Below are 17,036 nucleotides of genomic sequence, written 5' to 3'. Positions count from 1 at the left end.
TCGACCTTTTTCTGCGTCGGGTTCGCGCGCCGCAGGCGGCGCGCTCACCCGTCCTTGAAAAATGTCGATCAAAAAGGGGCCGCGGTCGGCGCTGCGGGCGCTTCTCGCCCTCGCGCCGCCGCGGTTCCTCGTGCTCGACCACACAGCACCTCGACCTTTTTCTGCGTCGGGTTCGCGCGCCGCAGGCGGCGCGCTCACCCATCCTTGAAAAATGTCGATCAAAAAGGGGCCGCGGTCGGCGCTGCGGGCGCTTCTCGCCCTCGCGCCGCGGTTCCTCGTGCTCGACCACACAGCACCGCGACTGCCCAGCACCGCAATCGCCCAGCACCGCAATCGCCCGGCACCGCGACCGCGGGTACAGAAAAGCTCCCGCGCGGCGGCCACCGTCGATCGGTTCGGACAGAAACCCGTTCCTCGAGCGTTTCTCTCCGGTTCGCGTTTCGTCGTCGTCGTTCGTCGTCGGCCCGCCGTGACCGCCATTCCTCGAGTCGTGGTGGGACCGAGCCGACCGCGTGTGTGACCGATCTTCGGGGGAGGCAACGCATGCCCAGGTCGAAGCTTTATCCCGCCTGCCGTCCGACGGTTCGAGTATGCACACGGGCACGACTCCCGTTCGGTGCGTCGGCACGGAGCCAACGAGCGACCGCTCCGCGCCGACAACAACAGGAACGCGTGCCCGCCGGCCCGCCCGGCACGGACGGCGCGGACCGCTTCGAGCGACGCTCCCCCCGGAGGTGGCGGCGTGAGCGCCGACGGGTCCGACGCCGTCGAGCGCGGCCCCGACGCCGAAACGGACGGCGGGCGGGCGGCCGTCTCGACCCACACCGTCCGACTGGAGCTCGTCGACGAGCCCGGACAGCTGCTGGCCGCGCTCCACCCGATCGCCGACAACGGCGGGAACCTGCTGTCCATCTACCACGAGCGGGGCAACAAGACCCCGCGCGGGCACATCCCCGTCGAAGTGGACTTCGAGGCGACCGAGGAGCGCTTCGAGGGCATCGTCGACGCGCTGCGCGCCGAGGGGATCAACGTGATGCAGGCCGGCACGGAGCGGTACGCCGAGGAGCTCGTCCTGCTCCTGGTCGGCCACATCATCGATACCGACCTCTCGGACACGCTCAAGCGCATCGAGGAGTGTGCGTCCGCGTCGGTCGCGGACGTGTCGCTCGCGGCGCCGAAGGGGACCGAAGAGGCGTCCAGCGCGCGCCTCCGGCTCCAGACCCGGGCCGGAGAGACGACCGCGGCGCTGGACGCGGTCCGGTCGGTCGCCGACGAGAAGGGCTTACACGTCGTGGAGCCGCTCGCGGGAGGTGAGGCGTGAGACTCGCCGTCGTCGGCTGCGGCGCCGTGGGGCGCTCGGTCGCCGAACTCGCGGGCGATTACGGGCACGAGGTCGTCGCCGTCGCCGACTCGCGGGGCGCCGCGGTCGACGAGGACGGCCTCGCCGTGGCGGACGCCCTCGCCGAGAAGGACGAGACCGGCGTCGTCGGCGGGGCGGACCCGGCGGACGCGCTCGCGGCCGACTACGACGCGCTCGTGGAGGCGACGCCGACGACGCTCGGCGACGCGGAGCCGGGCTTCTCGCACGTCCGCACGGCGCTGGAGCGCGACCGGCACGCCGTCCTCGCGAACAAGGGGCCGGTCGCCGAGCGGTTCCGCGAACTGGCGGCGCTCGAGGCCGACTCCGGCGGATCGGTGCGGTTCGAGGCGACGGTCGGCGGCGCCATCCCCATCGTCTCCACGGTCGAGGACTGCGGCCCCGCACACGTCACCGCCGCGCGCGGCGTGCTCAACGGCACCGCGAACTTCATCCTCAGCCGGATGGCGGCGGAGGGGCTCGACTACGAGCACGTCCTCGCCGAGGCGCAGGATCTGGGCGTCGCGGAGGCGGACCCAACCTTCGACGTGGACGGCACGGACGCGGCGCTGAAGTGCGTCATCCTCGCGAACGTGCTCTCGTTCGGTGCGGTCGACGACCCGGCCGACGCCGACGACTTCGCGCTCGCGGACGCGGAGGTTGAGGGGATCCGGAACGTCCCCGGGAGCGCGCTGGAGCTCGCGGCCGAGGACGGCCGCACCGTCCGGCTGGTGGGCGAGGCGACCCGCGAGGGCGTCCGCGTCGGGCCGCGACTCGTTCCCGAGAACGGAACGCTCGCAGTGACGGGGACCCAGAACATCGTCCAGATCGAGACGAGCCACGCCGGCCGGCTGAACGTCTCCGGTCGCGGCGCGGGCGGACCCGAGACCGCGAGCGCGGTGCTGGCGGACGTGGGCCGGCTGCAGTAGGCGGAGCGGTACGGACGTGGGCCGGCTGCAGTAGGCGGAGCGGTACGGGTCACGGCACGCGCGCGCCCCGCGACCCCCCGTCTCGCGGCCGTCGTCGCCGCATTCTGCCGCCTCGACGGGGACGTGTTTGCCGGCATCGTGTGTCGTGTTGGCATAAACCGCCAGACGTGGTCGGGATGGGCTGTGGTGCGTATCGAAACCGTTTTAGTGGAATCAACCGAAAACATCCTCACAGAGCGCCTTAGCGCGTGATTACCCATGAGTGACAAACCGCACCAGAATCTGGCCATCATCGGCCACGTCGACCACGGCAAGAGTACGCTCGTGGGCCGACTCCTCTACGAGACGGGGAGCGTCCCCGAGCACGTCATCGAGCAGCACCGCGAAGAAGCCGAAGAGAAGGGCAAGGGCGGCTTCGAGTTCGCCTACGTGATGGACAACCTCGCCGAGGAGCGCGAGCGTGGTGTCACCATCGACATCGCCCACCAGGAGTTCGACACCGACAAGTACTACTTCACCATCGTCGACTGTCCGGGCCACCGTGACTTCGTGAAGAACATGATCACGGGCGCCTCGCAGGCCGACAACGCGGTGCTCGTCGTCGCGGCCGACGACGGCGTCGCGCCCCAGACCCGGGAGCACGTCTTCCTGGCTCGTACCCTCGGTATCAACGAGCTCATCATCGGCGTCAACAAGATGGACATCGTCGACTACGATGAGGACAAGTACAAGGAGGTCAAGTCCGAGGTGCAGGACCTCCTCAAGCAGGTCCGCTTCAACGCGGACGACGCCAAGTACATCCCCATCTCCGCGTTCGAGGGCGACAACATCGCGGAGGAGTCCGAGAACACGGACTGGTACGACGGCGAGATCCTCCTGGAAGCGCTCAACAACCTTCCGGAGTCCGAGCCGCCGACGGACGCGCCGCTGCGGCTCCCCATCCAGGACGTCTACACCATCTCCGGCATCGGGACCGTCCCGGTCGGCCGTATCGAGACCGGCGTTCTCGCGACCGGCGACAACGTCTCCTTCCAGCCGTCGGACGTCGGCGGCGAGGTGAAGACGGTCGAGATGCACCACGAGGAAGTGCCCAAGGCCGAGCCCGGTGACAACGTCGGGTTCAACGTCCGCGGCATCGGCAAGGACGACATCCGTCGCGGCGACGTCTGTGGTCCGGCCGACGACCCGCCGACGGTCGCCGAGACCTTCCAGGCGCAGGTCGTCGTCATGCAGCACCCGAGCGTCATCACGGCCGGCTACACGCCGGTCTTCCACGCGCACACGGCGCAGGTCGCGTGTACCATCGAGTCGATCGACCAGAAGATCGACCCGTCCTCGGGTGAGGTCGCCGAGGAGAACCCGGACTTCATCAAGTCCGGCGACGCCGCGGTCGTCACCGTCCGCCCGCAGAAGCCCCTCAGCATCGAGCCGTCTGGCGACATTCCGGAGCTCGGCAGCTTCGCCATCCGCGACATGGGTCAGACCATCGCGGCCGGCAAGGTGCTCAGCGTCAACGAGCGATAATCGATGCAGCAGGCACGCGTCCGCCTCGCCGGCACGAGCCCCGAGGACCTCGACGACATCTGCGACGACGTCCGCGAGATCGCGGACTCGACGGGGGTCTCCCTGTCGGGCCCGATCCCGCTGCCGACGAAGACGCTGGAGATCCCGTCCCGCAAGTCCCCCGACGGTGAGGGGACGGCAACGTGGGAGCACTGGGAGATGCGCGTCCACAAGCGTCTGATCGACATCGACGCGGACGAGCGGGCGCTTCGCCAGCTCATGCGCATCCAGGTTCCGAACGACGTCAGCATCGAGATCGTTCTCGAAGACTAAGCGCTAGGGCGCAGCTCGCGTCTCGTTTCCTCTTTGTTTTCGCACTCGCCAGCGGTTGCGCTGCCGGCGGTCGCCTCACCTGCAAGTCTCCCCGCCCGCACGTCGTCCCGTCCGCGGTCGCGAGATACGATGGCGGCCGCGTCGCGTCCCCGCCCCCGACCGCCGTGCGGTGCCGAGTCGCACACGGCGTGGCGAAAGGTAAGGTACAAGTACGGCGGTCGATTTGCTGTAAACGCAGCGCGGGCTCGTAGATCAGTGGCAGATCGCTTCCTTCGCAAGGAAGAGGCCCGGGGTTCAAATCCCCGCGAGTCCACTAACGTTTTCGGTGGCTTCGAAGGAACTAGACGCCCGTCCGGCGATCGCTACTTATCGTCCCGCAATTCGGCTGGTCTCGTATCGGCGCTCTCCTCGTCGAGTTCCTCACCGTCGAGTCGCCTGTACGTCGAGTCGGTGGGGCCGACGACCCCGGCGGTCGTGTCGTAGTCGACTCGGCGGCGGAAGGCTTCGAAGTCCGCCTCCGCGCAGTAGCCTCGCTGCGGGATCCGGACGGAGAACCCGTTGTAGCGGTCGACGGCGACGGACACCTCCCTCACCGCAGCCGGATCCACCCAGTCCGCGAGTGTCGCGGCCAGCGCGTCGGCGTCTCCTCCCTCCAGCCGGTCGCAGTCGAAGCCGGCGAACCGGTGTAGCGCGCCCGTTGCGGGCGTGTACGTGCAGACGCCGCGACGAACGAGGTCCGGCAGTCGCGGTCGCGTTCGGCCGTCCGGCGTCGTCGGGATCCCGGCGTCGCCGTCCGCCGCGTCGCGGAGTCGCAGGACGTGCTCGACGGCGTCGTCGACGAGCACCGCGTCCGGCTCCTCGAGGCGGATCGCCTCGAGGAAGTTCGCGAGCGTCTGGACCGTGGTCATCGCGCGTTACTGCCGCTCGCCGACGATCTCCTTCCAGCAGTCCTCGATGAAGGAGTGGAGCTGCGTGCCGACGGTGCGGTCGAAGGTGGCGACGACGCCGCCGCCCTCCCAGCCGGGGAACTGGAAGGCGTAGGCGTTCTCGAACACCTGCACGGTCGAGAGCTGGCGGCCGAGGGTCGACTGGTTCATCCCGCTCGTGTGCAGGCTCTCGTGGATGTCCCACGCGGCGGTCGCGAACCGGTCGAAGTCCCCCGTCTCGTACTCGCCGCGCAGGTCCTCGCGCATGTGCACCACCTCGTGGTCGTCGCGTTCGTAGACGAACACCGCCCGGAGCTGCCGGTCCAGGCGCTCGCGGCAGTACCGGGTGAGCGTGCGTGCGGCGTCTCGTTTCACGCACCTCGGATGGGGGCGGACGCGTATATATCCCGGTCCCGTGCGGTCGGCCTCGGGTTCTGGGGGGTGTCGCCGGGGGCGCCCCTCAGGCGTGCTCGACGCCGCGGAACTCGAAGCGTGCGCCGCCGTCCTCGGCCGCGGTCAGCGCGACCTCCCAGCCGTGAGCGTGGGCGATCTCGCGCACGATGGCGAGCCCGAGCCCGGTCCCCTCCGCGTCGGTGGTGTGGCCGAACTCGAAGACCGACTCGCGGTCCTCGATGGCGATCCCCGGGCCGTCGTCGGCGACGGCAAAGCCGTCCGGGAGCGCGTCGACGGTGACCGTGACGTCGCGGCCGGCGTGATCGATGCTGTTCCGGAAGAGGTTCTCGAACAGTTGCTGGAGCCGGTCGGGGTCCGCCCTGACCGTCGGCGCCGCCGCGACCCGGAGGCTGGCGTCGCCCACGTCGACGTGTTCCCACGCGCGTTTCGCGACCGCCTCGACGGCGACCGTCTCGGGCGATCCGACCGTCTCGCCCTGTCTGGAGAGCTCGAGGAGGTCCGCGATCAGCCGGTCCATGCGGTTGTGGGCGGAGGCGACGGCGTCGAGCCGCTCGCTGGCGGCCGCCGGGTCGCCCTCCTCTAGCGCCGCGCCCGCGAGCTCGACGTTCCCGCTCGCCACCGAAAGGGGATTTCTGAGGTCGTGCGAGACCACGGAGGCGAAGCGTTCGAGGCGGTCGTTTTGCCGCTCCAGCTCGTCGGTTCGGCGCTGGAGCCGCTCCTCCCTGTCGGTGCGGTCGAGCGCCACCGCCGTGGTCTGCGCGAGCAGCCGCGCGACCGTGAGGTCGAGCTCGTCGAACGCGTTCGTGGACGGGCTCCCGACGTTCATCACGCCGTGGTCGCCGATCGGGAGGATCAGCTCGCTGCGGATCTGGGTGGTCTCGTTGTGACGGTCGGGAACCTCTCGGAGGTCGTCGTACCAGCGGTCAGTCCCGCTCTCGTAGACCTCCCACGAGAGGCTGTTCCCGTGGGTGTAGGTCGGGGGGTCGCCCAGCAGCTCGCCGCCGATCGCGGTCACGGCGACCGGCTCCAGCCGCTCGCCGCGCTCGTCGACGAGCCAGATCCCCGTGATGAACAGGCCGAGCACGTCCGCGGCGATGTCGACGGCGCGATCGCACACCTCCTCGTGGGTTCCCCCCTTGAGCAGTTCGTCCGTCGCGCGCTGGAGCGCGGCGATCAGGTCCGCGCGCCGCCGCCCGCGGACGTCGTGGACGCCGACCACCAGCCCGGCGGCCGCGCCCAGCGTGGCCAGGTCGACCGTCAGAAAGAACGCCTCGTCGAGCACCTCCCCTTCCCGGAGTTGGTGCAGGAACACGAACGCGGTCAACACCGCCGTCGCGACGCTCCCCACGACCGTCCAGCCGAGCACGCGCCGCCCGTACGGGCGGGCGTACCCCTGCCGGCCGAACCAGACCGCGCCGCCGACGATGGCGACCGAGACGGTGACCGGAAACAGGGCCGCCGTGAGCGTCGGGAGCAGCGCGCCCCCGTGGATCAGGACGTGATAGCCGTGGACGAGCAGGAACGCGACGCCGACGAGTCCGACTCCGGCCGCCGGTCCGCTACTGGCGCGTGACCGGCGTTCCTGGAGTCGTTTCATTCAGTAAATACCTTTGTCGCGATCACCATAGATTTGCCCTTCGCGGCGCTTCGCGGGGCGACAGCTGGCTCGGTCGACGAGTGGCCCCGTCAGACCGCGTAATCCGCGTCCTCCGGGTCCTCGACGATTTCGAGGCCGCGGTTGTTGACCGCGTAGGCGTCGACGCCGAGCTCCTCCATGAACTGCTTGTAGAGCCGTTCGGCCGTCTCGCCGTCCTTCTGCTTGTCCGAGGCGCGGTCGCACAGCTCCACGAGGTTCTCGGGCACGTCGTTCTCGTGGACGATCCAGTGGTTGATCAGGTCCGAGAGCCGGCGGATGGGCGAGGTGAAGTGACCGTAGATGTCGAAGTTGAGCGCGTGGTGGCCGCCGAAGGGGTCGTTCATGTACTTCGCTCGCGGCATCACCTTGAGCACGGCGCGCTGGATCTTGTTGAGCTGGCGCTCGGGGGACTCCTCCAAGGCGGCGTTGACCGCCTTGCGGGGGTCGTCGCCCCACGCCTCGCCGGGGATGGAGACGCCGTTCAGCTCCTGTATCTCCTTGAGCGCGTCGTTCCACTGGTCGGGCGTGGGCTGGGGGTGAACGCGGTACATCGCCTCGACGCCGCGGTCCCACATCAGGGTGTGCGTCACCGCCTTGTTCGCCTTCAGCATCGACTCCTCGATGATGGTGTGGGCGCGGTCGCGGCGCGGGTTGAGGACGAGCGAGCCGTCCGCCTTGCGCTGCTCGTGCATGCGGTCGGCGAGCTCGAAGGCCAGTTGGTTCTCCTCGCCGAGCGGGAGCGAGGGGTCTTCGAGCCGGTTTTCACACTCGGTGTAGGTGAGCCGCTCGTCGGAGTTGATGACGGACTTGTAGATCTCGATGTTCTCGAACGAGAGCGTCTCGTCGTCGATCTCCATCTCCACGGTGTGTGCGAGCCGGTCCTCGTTGGGGACCAGCGAGCAGACCGTCTCCGCGAGCACCGGCGGGAGCATGTGGATGGTGTAGGCCGGCAGGTAGACGGTGTTGGCGCGCTGGACCGCCTCCTCCCACATCGACGTGTCCGGGTTGACGTAGTGGGTCACGTCCGCGATGTGGACCCACAGCCGGTAGGCGTCCTCCTCGCGCTCGATGGAGATGGCGTCGTCGAAGTCCTGTGCGTCGACCGGGTCGGTCGTCCACGTGGTCAGATCGCGGAGGTCGCGCCGCTCGTCGACCTCGTCTTGGATCTCCTGTTGGACGCCCTCGGTGCGCGTTTCGGCCTCGCGAAGCACTTCGGCCGGGAACTCGTCCCGGATCCCGAACTCCTCGAACAGTTCCTCGCGCTTCTCCGCCAGCTGCTCGGCCAGCTCCGGCGTCACGGTCACCGGACCCTGGTCCTCCGCGGAGCCCTGTTTCGGCTCCTCGTCGTCGCTCATACCGGGTCAAGGCGCGTCGGGTAGAAAGGCGTGTCGGGGGGCAGGTTCTGGCCCAGGCTCCCGGGACGACGCGGGGGAGCGGCCGATCGCGTTCGGTCTACCGGTCGGACTCCGACTCCGCGGCGTCGGCGCGGTCGCGCACCGCCTCCGCGTACCGCCGACAGAACTCCGCCCGGGAGAGACCGTCCGCCTCGACGGCGACGAGCAGCGACTCCAGCCCGTCCCGCGGTTGGAGGCACAACTCGTCGTGACAGTCCGTACAGAGATGCTCGAACTGTTTGTCCGTTCGGTCCCAGCGGTCGCCCTCCTTATCGTACTCGCGGGCTTCCTCGCGGAGCACGACCGTTCCACAGGCGATACACACCACCGTCGTCCGGTCCCGGGACCGCCCGGAGCGCCACATAGACGGGAGCAGGGGAGCCCGGCACTTAGCGTTTGGTGCGGCGGCTGACGCACGTCCGACGCAGGTCGTGCGTCGGCTCCGCCCGGCCTCGCGCGTTCCTCGCTGCACCCCGTCCGACCCGGTTCCCCCGTCCCCCGAATGAGGCGATTTATCCGCCGGCCGGCCGAGAGAGGAGGTATGCAGGTGAAGTCCCGCCACCACCTCCGAAGCGACGAGATCGACGAGATCGCCGCGGCGCTCCGCGACGGGCTCGGCGTCGAGCTCTCGGGTGACTCCTTCGAACTCGTGGAGCTTGCCGACTCCGCGTTCGACCTCGTGTTGGTCGACGGCGAGCCGCTGGTCTTCTACGTCGACGACGAGCCGTTCCTCACCGTCCGCGGCGCCAACGAGCACGAGCTCGAGTCCGGCGTCGTCACGGTCGACGCGGGCGCGATCTCGTTCGTCTCCGACGGCGCCGACGTGATGCGGCCGGGAATCACGACCGCCGACGAGGGGATCGAGGCGGGCGACCTCGTCGCCGTCGCGGAGGAGACGCACGGCAAGGTGCTGGCGATCGGCCGCGCGCTCGTCGACGGCGACGAGATGGCCGGCGACAGCGGGAAGGTGGTCGAGTCGATCCACCACGTCGGCGACGACCTCTTCGAGTTCTCGGTGTAGCGGGATCGATGCTTCGAGGGGCGCCGCTCGACGCGAGGCGGCGGCCGCCGACCGCTACTCGTCTCCGCCGTTCACGTCGCCCGGGAGGTCCGCCGCGTCGGCCGCCGGCGCCGGCTCGACCGCGGTGACGTACTCCCGGAGGTCGGCGGCCGTCACGTCCAGCCCCTGTCGGCGGAAGAAGGCGGCCACGTTCTCGCAGTCGCGGTCGAGGTACTCGCCGGCGTTCGGGTGATGAACCGTCGCCGCCTGCCCGAGGTCGATGATCACCAGTTCGCCGTCGTGGATGATCATGTTGTACTCGGAGAGGTCGCCGTGGATCAGGCCCGCGCGGTAGAGCCGCTGCATGTACTCGCGGACGACCTCGTAAGCGGTCTCGGGGTTCTCGACGCTCACCTCGGAGAGCCGCCGTGCGCGGTCGTCCGCGTGACCCACGAGCTCCATCACGAGGACGTTCCGCTGGACGGCCAGCGGTTCGGGGACGCGGACGCCCGCCTTCCGGGCGCGTTCGAGGTTGGCGAACTCCTTGCGCGTCCACGCGAGGACGGTCGCCTTCTTGTCGGAGCCGATCCCCTCGAAGCGAGGGTCGCCCTCCAGGTACTCGCGCATCTGCCGGAAGTCGGAGGCGTTGATCCGGTAGATCTTCACCGCCACTTCGCGGTCGCCGCCCCGTCCCTCGCCGCGGTCGTCGGTCGCGGCGGCGTCGTCGGCGGTGTCGGGGTCCGCGCGTCGGCCGCCCAGCGCCTCGAAGACGTGCGCCTCCTTGCCCGTGGAGACGGGGCCGCCGAAGGCGGCGATGTACCCGTCCTGTACGAGCTTGTACAGCGCCGCCAGCGTCGCGTCGTCGAACACCGCGCCCTCGACCTTGAACTGGTCGGCGTCGGTGATCCGGTCGCGGAACTGCTCGAACTCGCGGTCGCGCTCGCGGGCGATGCGGTCCGCCTCGGTGTCGGAGACGTCGATCCGCTCCCACTCCTCTGCGGGGTCGTCCGCGGGGTCGAGCAGGCCGAACTCGCCACTCATTCGTGAGACGTTGGCGACGGGGACGTATAAGCCCGGAGGTCACGGGACCGGCGGTGCCGTCTCCGGACCGGACTGGACCGGGCCGGCGGCCGCGCCGCCGCGGCTTGCGCCCTCGGCCCGTCGCGGAACCCTTTTCGCCGCCTCGGCGCAACCTCGGGCATGGTCGCGACCGTCCCCGCCGTCGTCGGTGCGCTCGCCGTCGCCGCGCTGACCGCCCTCGTGTATCGGGACGCCACGAGCGCGGGCGTCGCACGCCCCCGGCTGTGGGGCGGCTTCGTTCTCGCCTCGAACGCCGGCGCGCTGGCGCTGTTCCTGTTCGTTCCGAGCGTGCCGCTGCCCGGCGTGCTGGTGCTGGCGTCGCTCGGGCCGGTGCTGTACGCGCTCGAGCGCGACGACGCCAGACACGGCGCGGAGCCCGCGGATCCGACCCGGCTGCCGAGCCAGCAGGCGGACGGAGAGGCGGACGAACGCGAGGAGTGAGCCGACGCGACCGCGCTACCTGATGTGGCCTTCCTCGCGGAGCTGGTCGGCCGCGCTCTCCTCGTAGCGGTAGGCCACGTCCGCCTTCTCGTCCTGCCAGTCCCACGGCTCGACGAGGACCACGTCGCCCTCGCGGATCCAGACGCGCTTCTGCATGCGGCCGGGGATGCGCGCGGTGCGCTCGGTGCCGTCCGCACACCGGACCTGCACGCGGTTGGCCCCCAGCATCTCGGTGACCTCGGCGAACACCTCGTCGTCGTCGGGCATCCGGAGGTCGGGCCCGCGCTTGCCGTCGTCGTCGCTCATACGCAGGGGCGGTTACACGTCCTATACGTTAAAAGCGCCGACCGCGGACGGCCGCCGGACTGCGGACGGCGGCCCGACCGTGGAGGGTCACCGGACCGCGTCTCCGCCCCGGCGCGTGTCCCGCGGTCGGAAGCGTCCACCTTTTACCGCCCGGCCCGGCCACATCCGCCCATGCGAAACAAGCTCGGTCTCGAGGGCATCGCCGGCCTCCTGCTCGTCCTGTTCGCGATCGCGCTGGTCACGTGGCGCGACCCCGTCATCGGCGCCGGCCTGATGATCCTGCTCGCGGGCGTGGCGCTCGTCGCGAAGGGGCTCGTCGGCTCCGCGATGCGCGCGTTCGGCATGGCCTGATCTACGCGCGGCCGGACGCATCGAGGATCGACGGACGAACGGGAACCTGACGACGGTTCCGGTGGTCCGGGGGGATTTTTGTCTCGGTCGCCGACCCGGCTGATCGGGACGGTATCGTCCAGAAAGCCCCAGCCGGCTCTCTCTACGTGGTTTTTGGGACTGCTACAGACCCTGCTGATCGGGACGGAACCACCCAGAAAGCCCCAGCCGGCTCGACCGGCCGCGACACGCGCTGCGCTCCTCGCTCCCCGCACAGCTCGCTGCGGTGCTTACGGCGCCGGGGCCGGATCGAGCCGGCTGCCCCTTTCAGTCCCACCCCGCACCGCGACCGCACCGCGACCGTACCGCAGCCTCACGCCTCCCCAGCCTCGGCCGCGGGCCGGCCGCGAACCGCACAGCAGGCGGCCGGCCCGCGACCTCCCTCGCGCGCGTTGCTCGCGCGCGCCGACCGTATCAGTACCGCACCGTATCAGCACCGCAACGGCCTCCACGACTACCCCGCAGTCGCAGTGTCACCCCCGGAAGGATCGATAGCTCTCCGCGTACGCGCCGACCGGGTGGTAGTCCGGCTCGACCCCCGGCGGCTCGGGCGGGACCGGCTCGTCGTCGCGCTCCGCCGACTCGGCCGGAACGCGCTTCTCGTACCAGAGCCCGGCGGGGCCGCGGAAGCGGTCCGCGGTCGAGAGCAGCCGGCGGTGCCAGTCACGGAACCGGTCGGCCTCGGCGTCGCGACCGCGGCTCCGGGCGCGTTCCGCGAGCGCCGCCGCGGCGCCGAGCGCCTCCGCGACCGCCCAGCCGTAGCGGTCCGGGACCAGCACCTCGCCGTCCCGACCGACCGTGTACGCGAAGCCGTCCCCCGTCCAGCCGAGGTCGACCGCGGCGTCGAACAGCTCCGCCGCGCGCTCGAACCAGTCCGTGGCGGTCGTGGCCCCCCGAACCGCGTCGTCGAAGTCCGGAACGGCGGCGCCGCGGCGGTCGAGCAGCGCGAGCAGCTTCGCCCACTCGGCGTGGTGACCGGGCTGATACCCCGGCGGCCGGAACTGGTGTCGCGGCGCGTCCGCGTTGTAGCCGAACGCGTGCGTCCAGTCGGCGTCGTAGTGCTCCCACAGCAGCCCGTCCGTCTCGGCCGCCAGCTCCACCGTCAGGCGCGCGGCGACCGTCCGCGCCCGGTTCAGGTACCGCGCGTCGCCGGTCGCGCGGTGGGCCGCGAGGTACGCCTCGCAGGCGTGCATGTTGGCGTTCTGTCCCCGGTAGGGCTCGACCTCTCCCCACTCCGCGTCGCGGTCGCTCGCGAGCAGGCCGTTCGGTTCGGCGAACCGGTCCGCGAGCAGGTCGGCCGCCGCGGCCACGTCCTCGGCTGCGACCGGCTCGCCGTCGGGACCCTCCACTTCGGCGTCGGCCGCCCGGGAGAGCGCGAGGAGGACGAACGCGTGCGCGTACGCCGAGCGCGTGCGGTCGACCGGTTCGCCGTCTGGGGAGACGATCAGGCGGTATCCCGCGTCGAGGTCGCCCGGATCCGCGCGATGCCCCTCCCGCAGAAACCGCACGCCGTGCGCGGCGGCGTCGCCGCACCACGCCGGTCCGTCCAGCAGCGCGCCCGTCGCGAAGTTCGCGATCCCTCGGCAGGTGGCGACGAGGTGCCGGTCGGACTCGTACGGTTCGCCGGAGACCGGGTGGAGGAGTCGGTAGCCGGCGGACGCCATCCCGCTCACGGCGAGCGTGTCCGGGTACTGGATCCGGAGCGTCGCGAGCGCTCGTGCGCGCAGCGCCGCCGGGTCGTCGTGTGTCATGCGTCGGCGTTCGACGGAGCGCGGCTAAAGCGCGGCGGTCAGCCGTCCGTGCCGTCCGGGTCGGCCGAGGCGCCCGCGTCGGCGGCGTCGACCGCGCGCGTCCCGGCGGCTCCGTCGGCCCGCGCCGGCGAGACGCCGGCCCGACGCCACGCCGCGCCGGCGGCGGCACCGACCCCGGCCGCGGCGACGACCTCGACGTAGAACGCGACGACGAAGCCGGCGGCGACGGCGTTCAGCGCGTCGTAGGCCGCGGCCGCGAGCCCGAGGCCCGCCCCGCCGACCAGCACCGCGAACAGGTAGCCGCCGTCCCGGGTGGCGACCCCGAGCAGGCGCCGGTCGAGCGCGGCCCGGAGCCGTCGCGTTCGGGCCACCGCGACCAGCGCGGCCGGGAGCGGGTACGCCAGCGCGAGGGCGGTGAACAGCGTCACCGTCGAGCCGACCAGCAGGAGTCCGCCCTCGCCGGTTCCCGAGGGGTCGAGCCGTCCGAGTGGGCCGCCGAGGGTGACCACCGCGAGGACGGTCGGCACCGCGAGATAGGCCACCGCGGTCGCCGTCAGCCGGACGCCGTCGGCCAGCAGGGGGCCGAGCGGTCGCCACCCGGGTCGCTCCGCCTCCGCCACCCGGTCGCCGTCGCTGGCGACCGCGAGCATGCGAGCGAGGTAGCCGGCCACGGCGACGAACGGAACCAGGGGGACCCACACTGCAAGCAGGTGCAGGCCGCTCCCGACGAGCAGCGCGTCGAGGCGAGGGGAGCCACGAACGGGGAACGCGAGCAGGGTGCGGAGGCTCATCGTCGGAGCCGCTCGACCTCGCGTCGCGCGTTCTCCCGGACTCGGGCCGCCACGCCCTCGCGGTCGCGCGTCTCCGCGTCCTCGGTCGCGAGGAGCCGGTCCAGCCGGCGTTCGAACTCCTCCTCGTCGATCTCCCCGCGGGCGTACCGCTCGCGGAGCGCGTCGAGTGCGGGGTCGGCCTCGTCGTCGGAGCCCGCGCTCCCGCCGTCGGCGTCGGGGAGGGGCTTCGCGAGCGTGTGGAGGACGGGGAGCACGACGACGATGCCGAGGAACCAGACCAGCGGTAGCGACCACCAGAGGCCCGTGACGATGGGGGCGACGACGCCCGCTCCGACGACCAACAGCGCGAGGATCCGCCGCCAGCGGCGACGGAGGTTACCGGCGGCGCGGCGGAGGGGACCGGTCATGCTCGTGCGGACGCCGGCGACTCCCGAAAGCGTTTCGTCGCCGTTCGAGGGCGCGCCGCCCCGACGCCGCCGTCGCGTCGGACGGCGGCCGCATCGAAGCGGGTTTCAAACCGGCCCTCCCAGACTGCACCATGTCTCTGCGCGTGACGTTCCTCGGAACCGGCGGCGCCGTCCCGACGACCGAGCGGGCGCCGAGCGCCCTGCTCGTCAATCGGGAGGGGGACCGCCTGCTGTTCGACTGCGGCGAGGGGACGCAGCGCCAGATGATGCGGTTCGGGACGGGGTTCACCGTCGACCACATCTTCGTCTCGCACCTCCACGGCGACCACGTCCTCGGGATCCCGGGGCTGATCCAGACGCTCGACTTCACCGAGTGGACCGACCCGCTCGCGATCCACTGCCCGCCCAACTGCAAGCGAGACCTCGAGGACCTGGTCCACGCCGGCGGTCACCAGCCGAGCTTCCCGGTTCGGATCAACGAGGCGACGCCGGGGTCGGTCGCGCTCCGGACCGACGAGTACGAGGTCCGCGCGTTCGAGACCGAACACCGCACGCGGTCGCAGGGGTACGCGCTCGTCGAGGACGAGCGACCGGGGCGGTTCGACCGCCCGAAGGCGGAGGAGCTCGGCGTCCCGGCCGGCCCGAAGTTCGGCCGCCTCCACGCCGGCGAGACCGTCGAACTCGAGGACGGCACCGTCGTCCGCCCCGAGCAGGTGGTCGGCGACCCCCGTCCCGGCCGCAAGCTGGTCTACACCGCCGACACGCGCCCGATCGACCGGACCGTCGAGGCGGCGACGGACGCGGACCTGCTGGTCCACGATGCCACCTTCGCCGAGGAGATGGCCGAGCGTGCGCGGTCGACCGCCCACTCCACCGGTCGCGAGGCCGGGGAGATCGCGGCCCGCGCCAGCGCCCGCCGACTGGCGCTCACCCACATCTCCTCGCGGTACGCCGGCGACGCGAGCCCCATCGTCGAGGAGGCTCGGTCGGTGTTCGGCGGCGACTGCTTCGTTCCGGACGACGGACGGAAACTGGAGGTTCCCTTCCCGGACGCTGACGAGTCGTAGCGGTCGACGCGCCTGCCACGCCGGGTCTCCGGGGAGTCAGGCAGCGCCGCCGTTCGTCTCGACCCCGCCTCCCGACTTCTCCTCGCGTCCGGTCCCGTTTTCGTCCGCGGCTCCGTCGCTTCGCAGGCTCTCGATACCGTGGAACTCGAACCGGGCGCCGCCCCCTTCGCTCTCGTCGATCCGGAGCGTCCAGCCGTGGGCGTCCGCGACGCCCTTGACGATCCCCAGCCCGAACCCGGTTCCCCCCTCGTTCGTCGTGTACCCCGGTTCGAGCACGTCCGACCGCTCCGCCGGCGGTATCCCGACACCGTCGTCCTCCACGTAGAACCCGGCCCCGTCGGGCAGTACGCCCACCCGGATCGTGAGGTCGTTCGGAGCACCTTCCTCGCCGGTGCCGTGTTCGACAGCGTTCCGAAACAGGTTCTCGAACAGCTGGCGCAGGCGCTCGGGGTCGCCCGACAGCGTCGCGTCCCCTTCGAGGACGAGGTCGGCAGCGTCGGTGTCGGCGGTGCGCCAGCACGGCTCGACGACGGACGCCAGCGAGAGCTCCTCGGTCTCGCCGAGGCTCTCCCCCTGTCGCGCCAGCGTCAGCAGGCCGTCGATGAGTCGGTGCATACGCTCGACGGCCTCCTCGCAGCGGTCGAAGTGCTCCGGGTCGCCCGTCTCGCGAGCGAGCTCGAGGTACCCCTCCAACACCGAGAGGGGATTTCTGAGGTCGTGGGAGACGACGTCCGCGAACTCCTCGAGGCGGTCGTTCTGCCGCTCCAGTTTGTGCACGTGCTCGCGGATCTCCGCCTCGCGTTCGAGGCGGTCCAGCGCGGACGAGCAGTGGGCGACCAGCAGCTCGCCGAGCTCGAGGTCGCTCTCGTCGAAGCCGTGCGTCTCCTCCGACACCGCCTGGAACACGCCGTAGTCGCCGATGGGTATCGTCAGCGCCGAGCCGTAGGGGCCCTGCGGGTTCGCGTCGGGCTCCTCGTCGATGTCGTCGACGACATAGGCCTCGCCGGACCGATAGGCGCGGCCGACGATCCCCTCCTCGACCGACATCGGCGTCGCGCCGTCCGGCGGGACGCCCGAGGAAACGGCGGCGATGGGGAGCCGGCCGTCCTCCTCGAGGTTGATCACGCAGAGGTCGAAATCGAGGATTCGCTCGGCGGCGTCGACCGTCCGCTCGCACACCTCCTCGGGCGTCTCACAGTCCTTCAGCTCCGTGGCGACGGTGTTGAGCGCCTTCAGCGCGTGCGGGCGGTCGGCGGCTGCTGTCACGGGTCGCCCCGACGTTGCGCGGCATCACATAAATGTGTACGCGTT

The 17,036-nt window shown here is 71.0% G+C and carries 19 protein-coding genes and 1 tRNA gene; 9 read left to right on the top strand and 11 right to left on the bottom strand.

Annotated elements, in window-relative coordinates; all coding sequences use genetic code 11:
• The first annotated feature begins 742 nt into the window (after window positions 1-742).
• The 5 genes from ACQE3L_RS05280 (at window position 743) to ACQE3L_RS05260 (ending at window position 4,435) form a co-directional block, all read left to right on the top strand.
• On the top strand, window positions 743-1,321 hold the full coding sequence (locus ACQE3L_RS05280; protein WP_426962727.1) for an amino acid-binding protein: 579 nt from the start codon (window positions 743-745) through the stop codon (window positions 1,319-1,321).
• Window positions 1,318-2,286, top strand: coding sequence for a homoserine dehydrogenase (locus ACQE3L_RS05275; protein WP_426962726.1), 969 nt, complete (start codon window positions 1,318-1,320; stop codon window positions 2,284-2,286). The genes ACQE3L_RS05280 and ACQE3L_RS05275 overlap by 4 nt, the downstream gene beginning before the upstream one ends.
• Before the next feature lie 258 nt (window positions 2,287-2,544).
• Complete coding sequence (gene tuf / locus ACQE3L_RS05270) at window positions 2,545-3,810, top strand: translation elongation factor EF-1 subunit alpha (RefSeq protein ID WP_426962725.1); 1,266 nt, start codon at window positions 2,545-2,547, stop codon at window positions 3,808-3,810.
• Between the two features lie 3 nt (window positions 3,811-3,813).
• Window positions 3,814-4,122 (top strand): 30S ribosomal protein S10, encoded by a 309-nt coding sequence (rpsJ, locus tag ACQE3L_RS05265; RefSeq protein ID WP_058367404.1) that lies wholly within the window; start codon window positions 3,814-3,816, stop codon window positions 4,120-4,122.
• Window positions 4,123-4,363: 241 nt separating this feature from the next.
• Window positions 4,364-4,435: transfer RNA gene (locus tag ACQE3L_RS05260), tRNA-Ala, on the top strand.
• 49 nt (window positions 4,436-4,484) lie between these two features.
• Here ACQE3L_RS05260 and ACQE3L_RS05255 read toward each other — a convergent pair.
• The 5 genes from ACQE3L_RS05255 to ACQE3L_RS05235 form a co-directional block, all read right to left on the bottom strand.
• A complete protein-coding gene (locus ACQE3L_RS05255; RefSeq protein ID WP_426962724.1) occupies window positions 4,485-5,030 on the bottom strand; it encodes a hypothetical protein in 546 nt (181 codons plus the stop codon).
• Between the two features lie 6 nt (window positions 5,031-5,036).
• Window positions 5,037-5,423, bottom strand: coding sequence for a DUF7522 family protein (locus tag ACQE3L_RS05250; protein ID WP_426962723.1), 387 nt, complete (start codon window positions 5,421-5,423; stop codon window positions 5,037-5,039).
• Window positions 5,424-5,508: 85 nt separating this feature from the next.
• Window positions 5,509-7,059 carry a sensor histidine kinase gene (locus ACQE3L_RS05245; protein WP_426962722.1) on the bottom strand — a complete coding sequence of 517 codons (1,551 nt, stop codon included), beginning with the start codon at window positions 7,057-7,059 and terminating at the stop codon, window positions 5,509-5,511.
• A gap of 89 nt (window positions 7,060-7,148) precedes the next feature.
• Window positions 7,149-8,453 (bottom strand): ribonuclease catalytic domain-containing protein, encoded by a 1,305-nt coding sequence (locus ACQE3L_RS05240; RefSeq protein WP_426962721.1) that lies wholly within the window; start codon window positions 8,451-8,453, stop codon window positions 7,149-7,151.
• 97 nt (window positions 8,454-8,550) lie between these two features.
• Window positions 8,551-8,856 carry a DUF7562 family protein gene (locus tag ACQE3L_RS05235; RefSeq protein ID WP_426962720.1) on the bottom strand — a complete coding sequence of 102 codons (306 nt, stop codon included), beginning with the start codon at window positions 8,854-8,856 and terminating at the stop codon, window positions 8,551-8,553.
• Window positions 8,857-9,033: 177 nt separating this feature from the next.
• Between ACQE3L_RS05235 and ACQE3L_RS05230 the strand changes: the two genes are divergently transcribed.
• The gene (locus ACQE3L_RS05230; protein ID WP_426962719.1) at window positions 9,034-9,513 is read left to right on the top strand and encodes an RNA-binding protein; all 480 of its coding nucleotides are present in this window, start codon (window positions 9,034-9,036) and stop codon (window positions 9,511-9,513) included.
• Between the two features lie 54 nt (window positions 9,514-9,567).
• On the opposite strand, the gene rio1 is transcribed toward ACQE3L_RS05230, so the two are convergent.
• Complete coding sequence (rio1, locus tag ACQE3L_RS05225; protein WP_426962718.1) at window positions 9,568-10,533, bottom strand: serine/threonine-protein kinase Rio1; 966 nt, start codon at window positions 10,531-10,533, stop codon at window positions 9,568-9,570.
• 159 nt (window positions 10,534-10,692) lie between these two features.
• Between rio1 and ACQE3L_RS05220 the strand changes: the two genes are divergently transcribed.
• A complete protein-coding gene (locus ACQE3L_RS05220) occupies window positions 10,693-11,013 on the top strand; it encodes a hypothetical protein (RefSeq protein ID WP_426962717.1) in 321 nt (106 codons plus the stop codon).
• 15 nt (window positions 11,014-11,028) lie between these two features.
• Here ACQE3L_RS05220 and eif1A read toward each other — a convergent pair whose 3' ends face one another.
• A complete protein-coding gene (gene eif1A / locus ACQE3L_RS05215) occupies window positions 11,029-11,319 on the bottom strand; it encodes a translation initiation factor eIF-1A (RefSeq protein WP_058367387.1) in 291 nt (96 codons plus the stop codon).
• A gap of 171 nt (window positions 11,320-11,490) precedes the next feature.
• Here eif1A and ACQE3L_RS05210 point away from each other — a divergent pair, with 171 nt between their 5' ends.
• Window positions 11,491-11,670: a DUF7470 family protein gene (locus tag ACQE3L_RS05210; protein WP_058367386.1), complete on the top strand. Its 180-nt coding sequence runs from the start codon at window positions 11,491-11,493 to the stop codon at window positions 11,668-11,670.
• A 512-nt stretch (window positions 11,671-12,182) separates the two neighbouring features.
• Here the strand turns inward: ACQE3L_RS05210 and ACQE3L_RS05205 are convergent.
• From ACQE3L_RS05205 to ACQE3L_RS05195, 3 genes are read right to left on the bottom strand one after another with little or no spacing between them, the layout of a single operon-like run.
• The gene (locus ACQE3L_RS05205) at window positions 12,183-13,460 is read right to left on the bottom strand and encodes an AGE family epimerase/isomerase (RefSeq protein WP_426962716.1); all 1,278 of its coding nucleotides are present in this window, start codon (window positions 13,458-13,460) and stop codon (window positions 12,183-12,185) included.
• Between the two features lie 38 nt (window positions 13,461-13,498).
• Window positions 13,499-14,251, bottom strand: a complete 753-nt coding sequence (locus ACQE3L_RS05200) for a DUF4013 domain-containing protein (protein ID WP_426962715.1) — start codon at window positions 14,249-14,251, stop codon at window positions 13,499-13,501.
• On the bottom strand, window positions 14,248-14,658 hold the full coding sequence (locus tag ACQE3L_RS05195) for an SHOCT domain-containing protein (RefSeq protein WP_426962714.1): 411 nt from the start codon (window positions 14,656-14,658) through the stop codon (window positions 14,248-14,250). Before ACQE3L_RS05195 ends, ACQE3L_RS05200 begins: the two co-directional genes overlap by 4 nt.
• 131 nt (window positions 14,659-14,789) lie before the next feature.
• Here ACQE3L_RS05195 and rnz point away from each other — a divergent pair, with 131 nt between their 5' ends.
• Window positions 14,790-15,725, top strand: a complete 936-nt coding sequence (gene rnz, locus ACQE3L_RS05190) for a ribonuclease Z (protein ID WP_426962713.1) — start codon at window positions 14,790-14,792, stop codon at window positions 15,723-15,725.
• Between the two features lie 36 nt (window positions 15,726-15,761).
• Here the strand turns inward: rnz and ACQE3L_RS05185 are convergent, their stop codons facing one another.
• Entirely contained in the window at window positions 15,762-16,991 is a 1,230-nt protein-coding gene (locus ACQE3L_RS05185; protein ID WP_426962712.1) for a sensor histidine kinase, read from the bottom strand.
• Between the last annotated feature and the right edge of the window lie 45 nt (window positions 16,992-17,036).

This window comes from Haloparvum alkalitolerans (assembly GCF_050122995.1).
Lineage (GTDB): Archaea > Halobacteriota > Halobacteria > Halobacteriales > Haloferacaceae > Haloparvum > Haloparvum alkalitolerans.
Note: the sequence above shows the minus strand (reverse complement) of the source record. Positions and strands in the feature narration are given on the sequence as shown.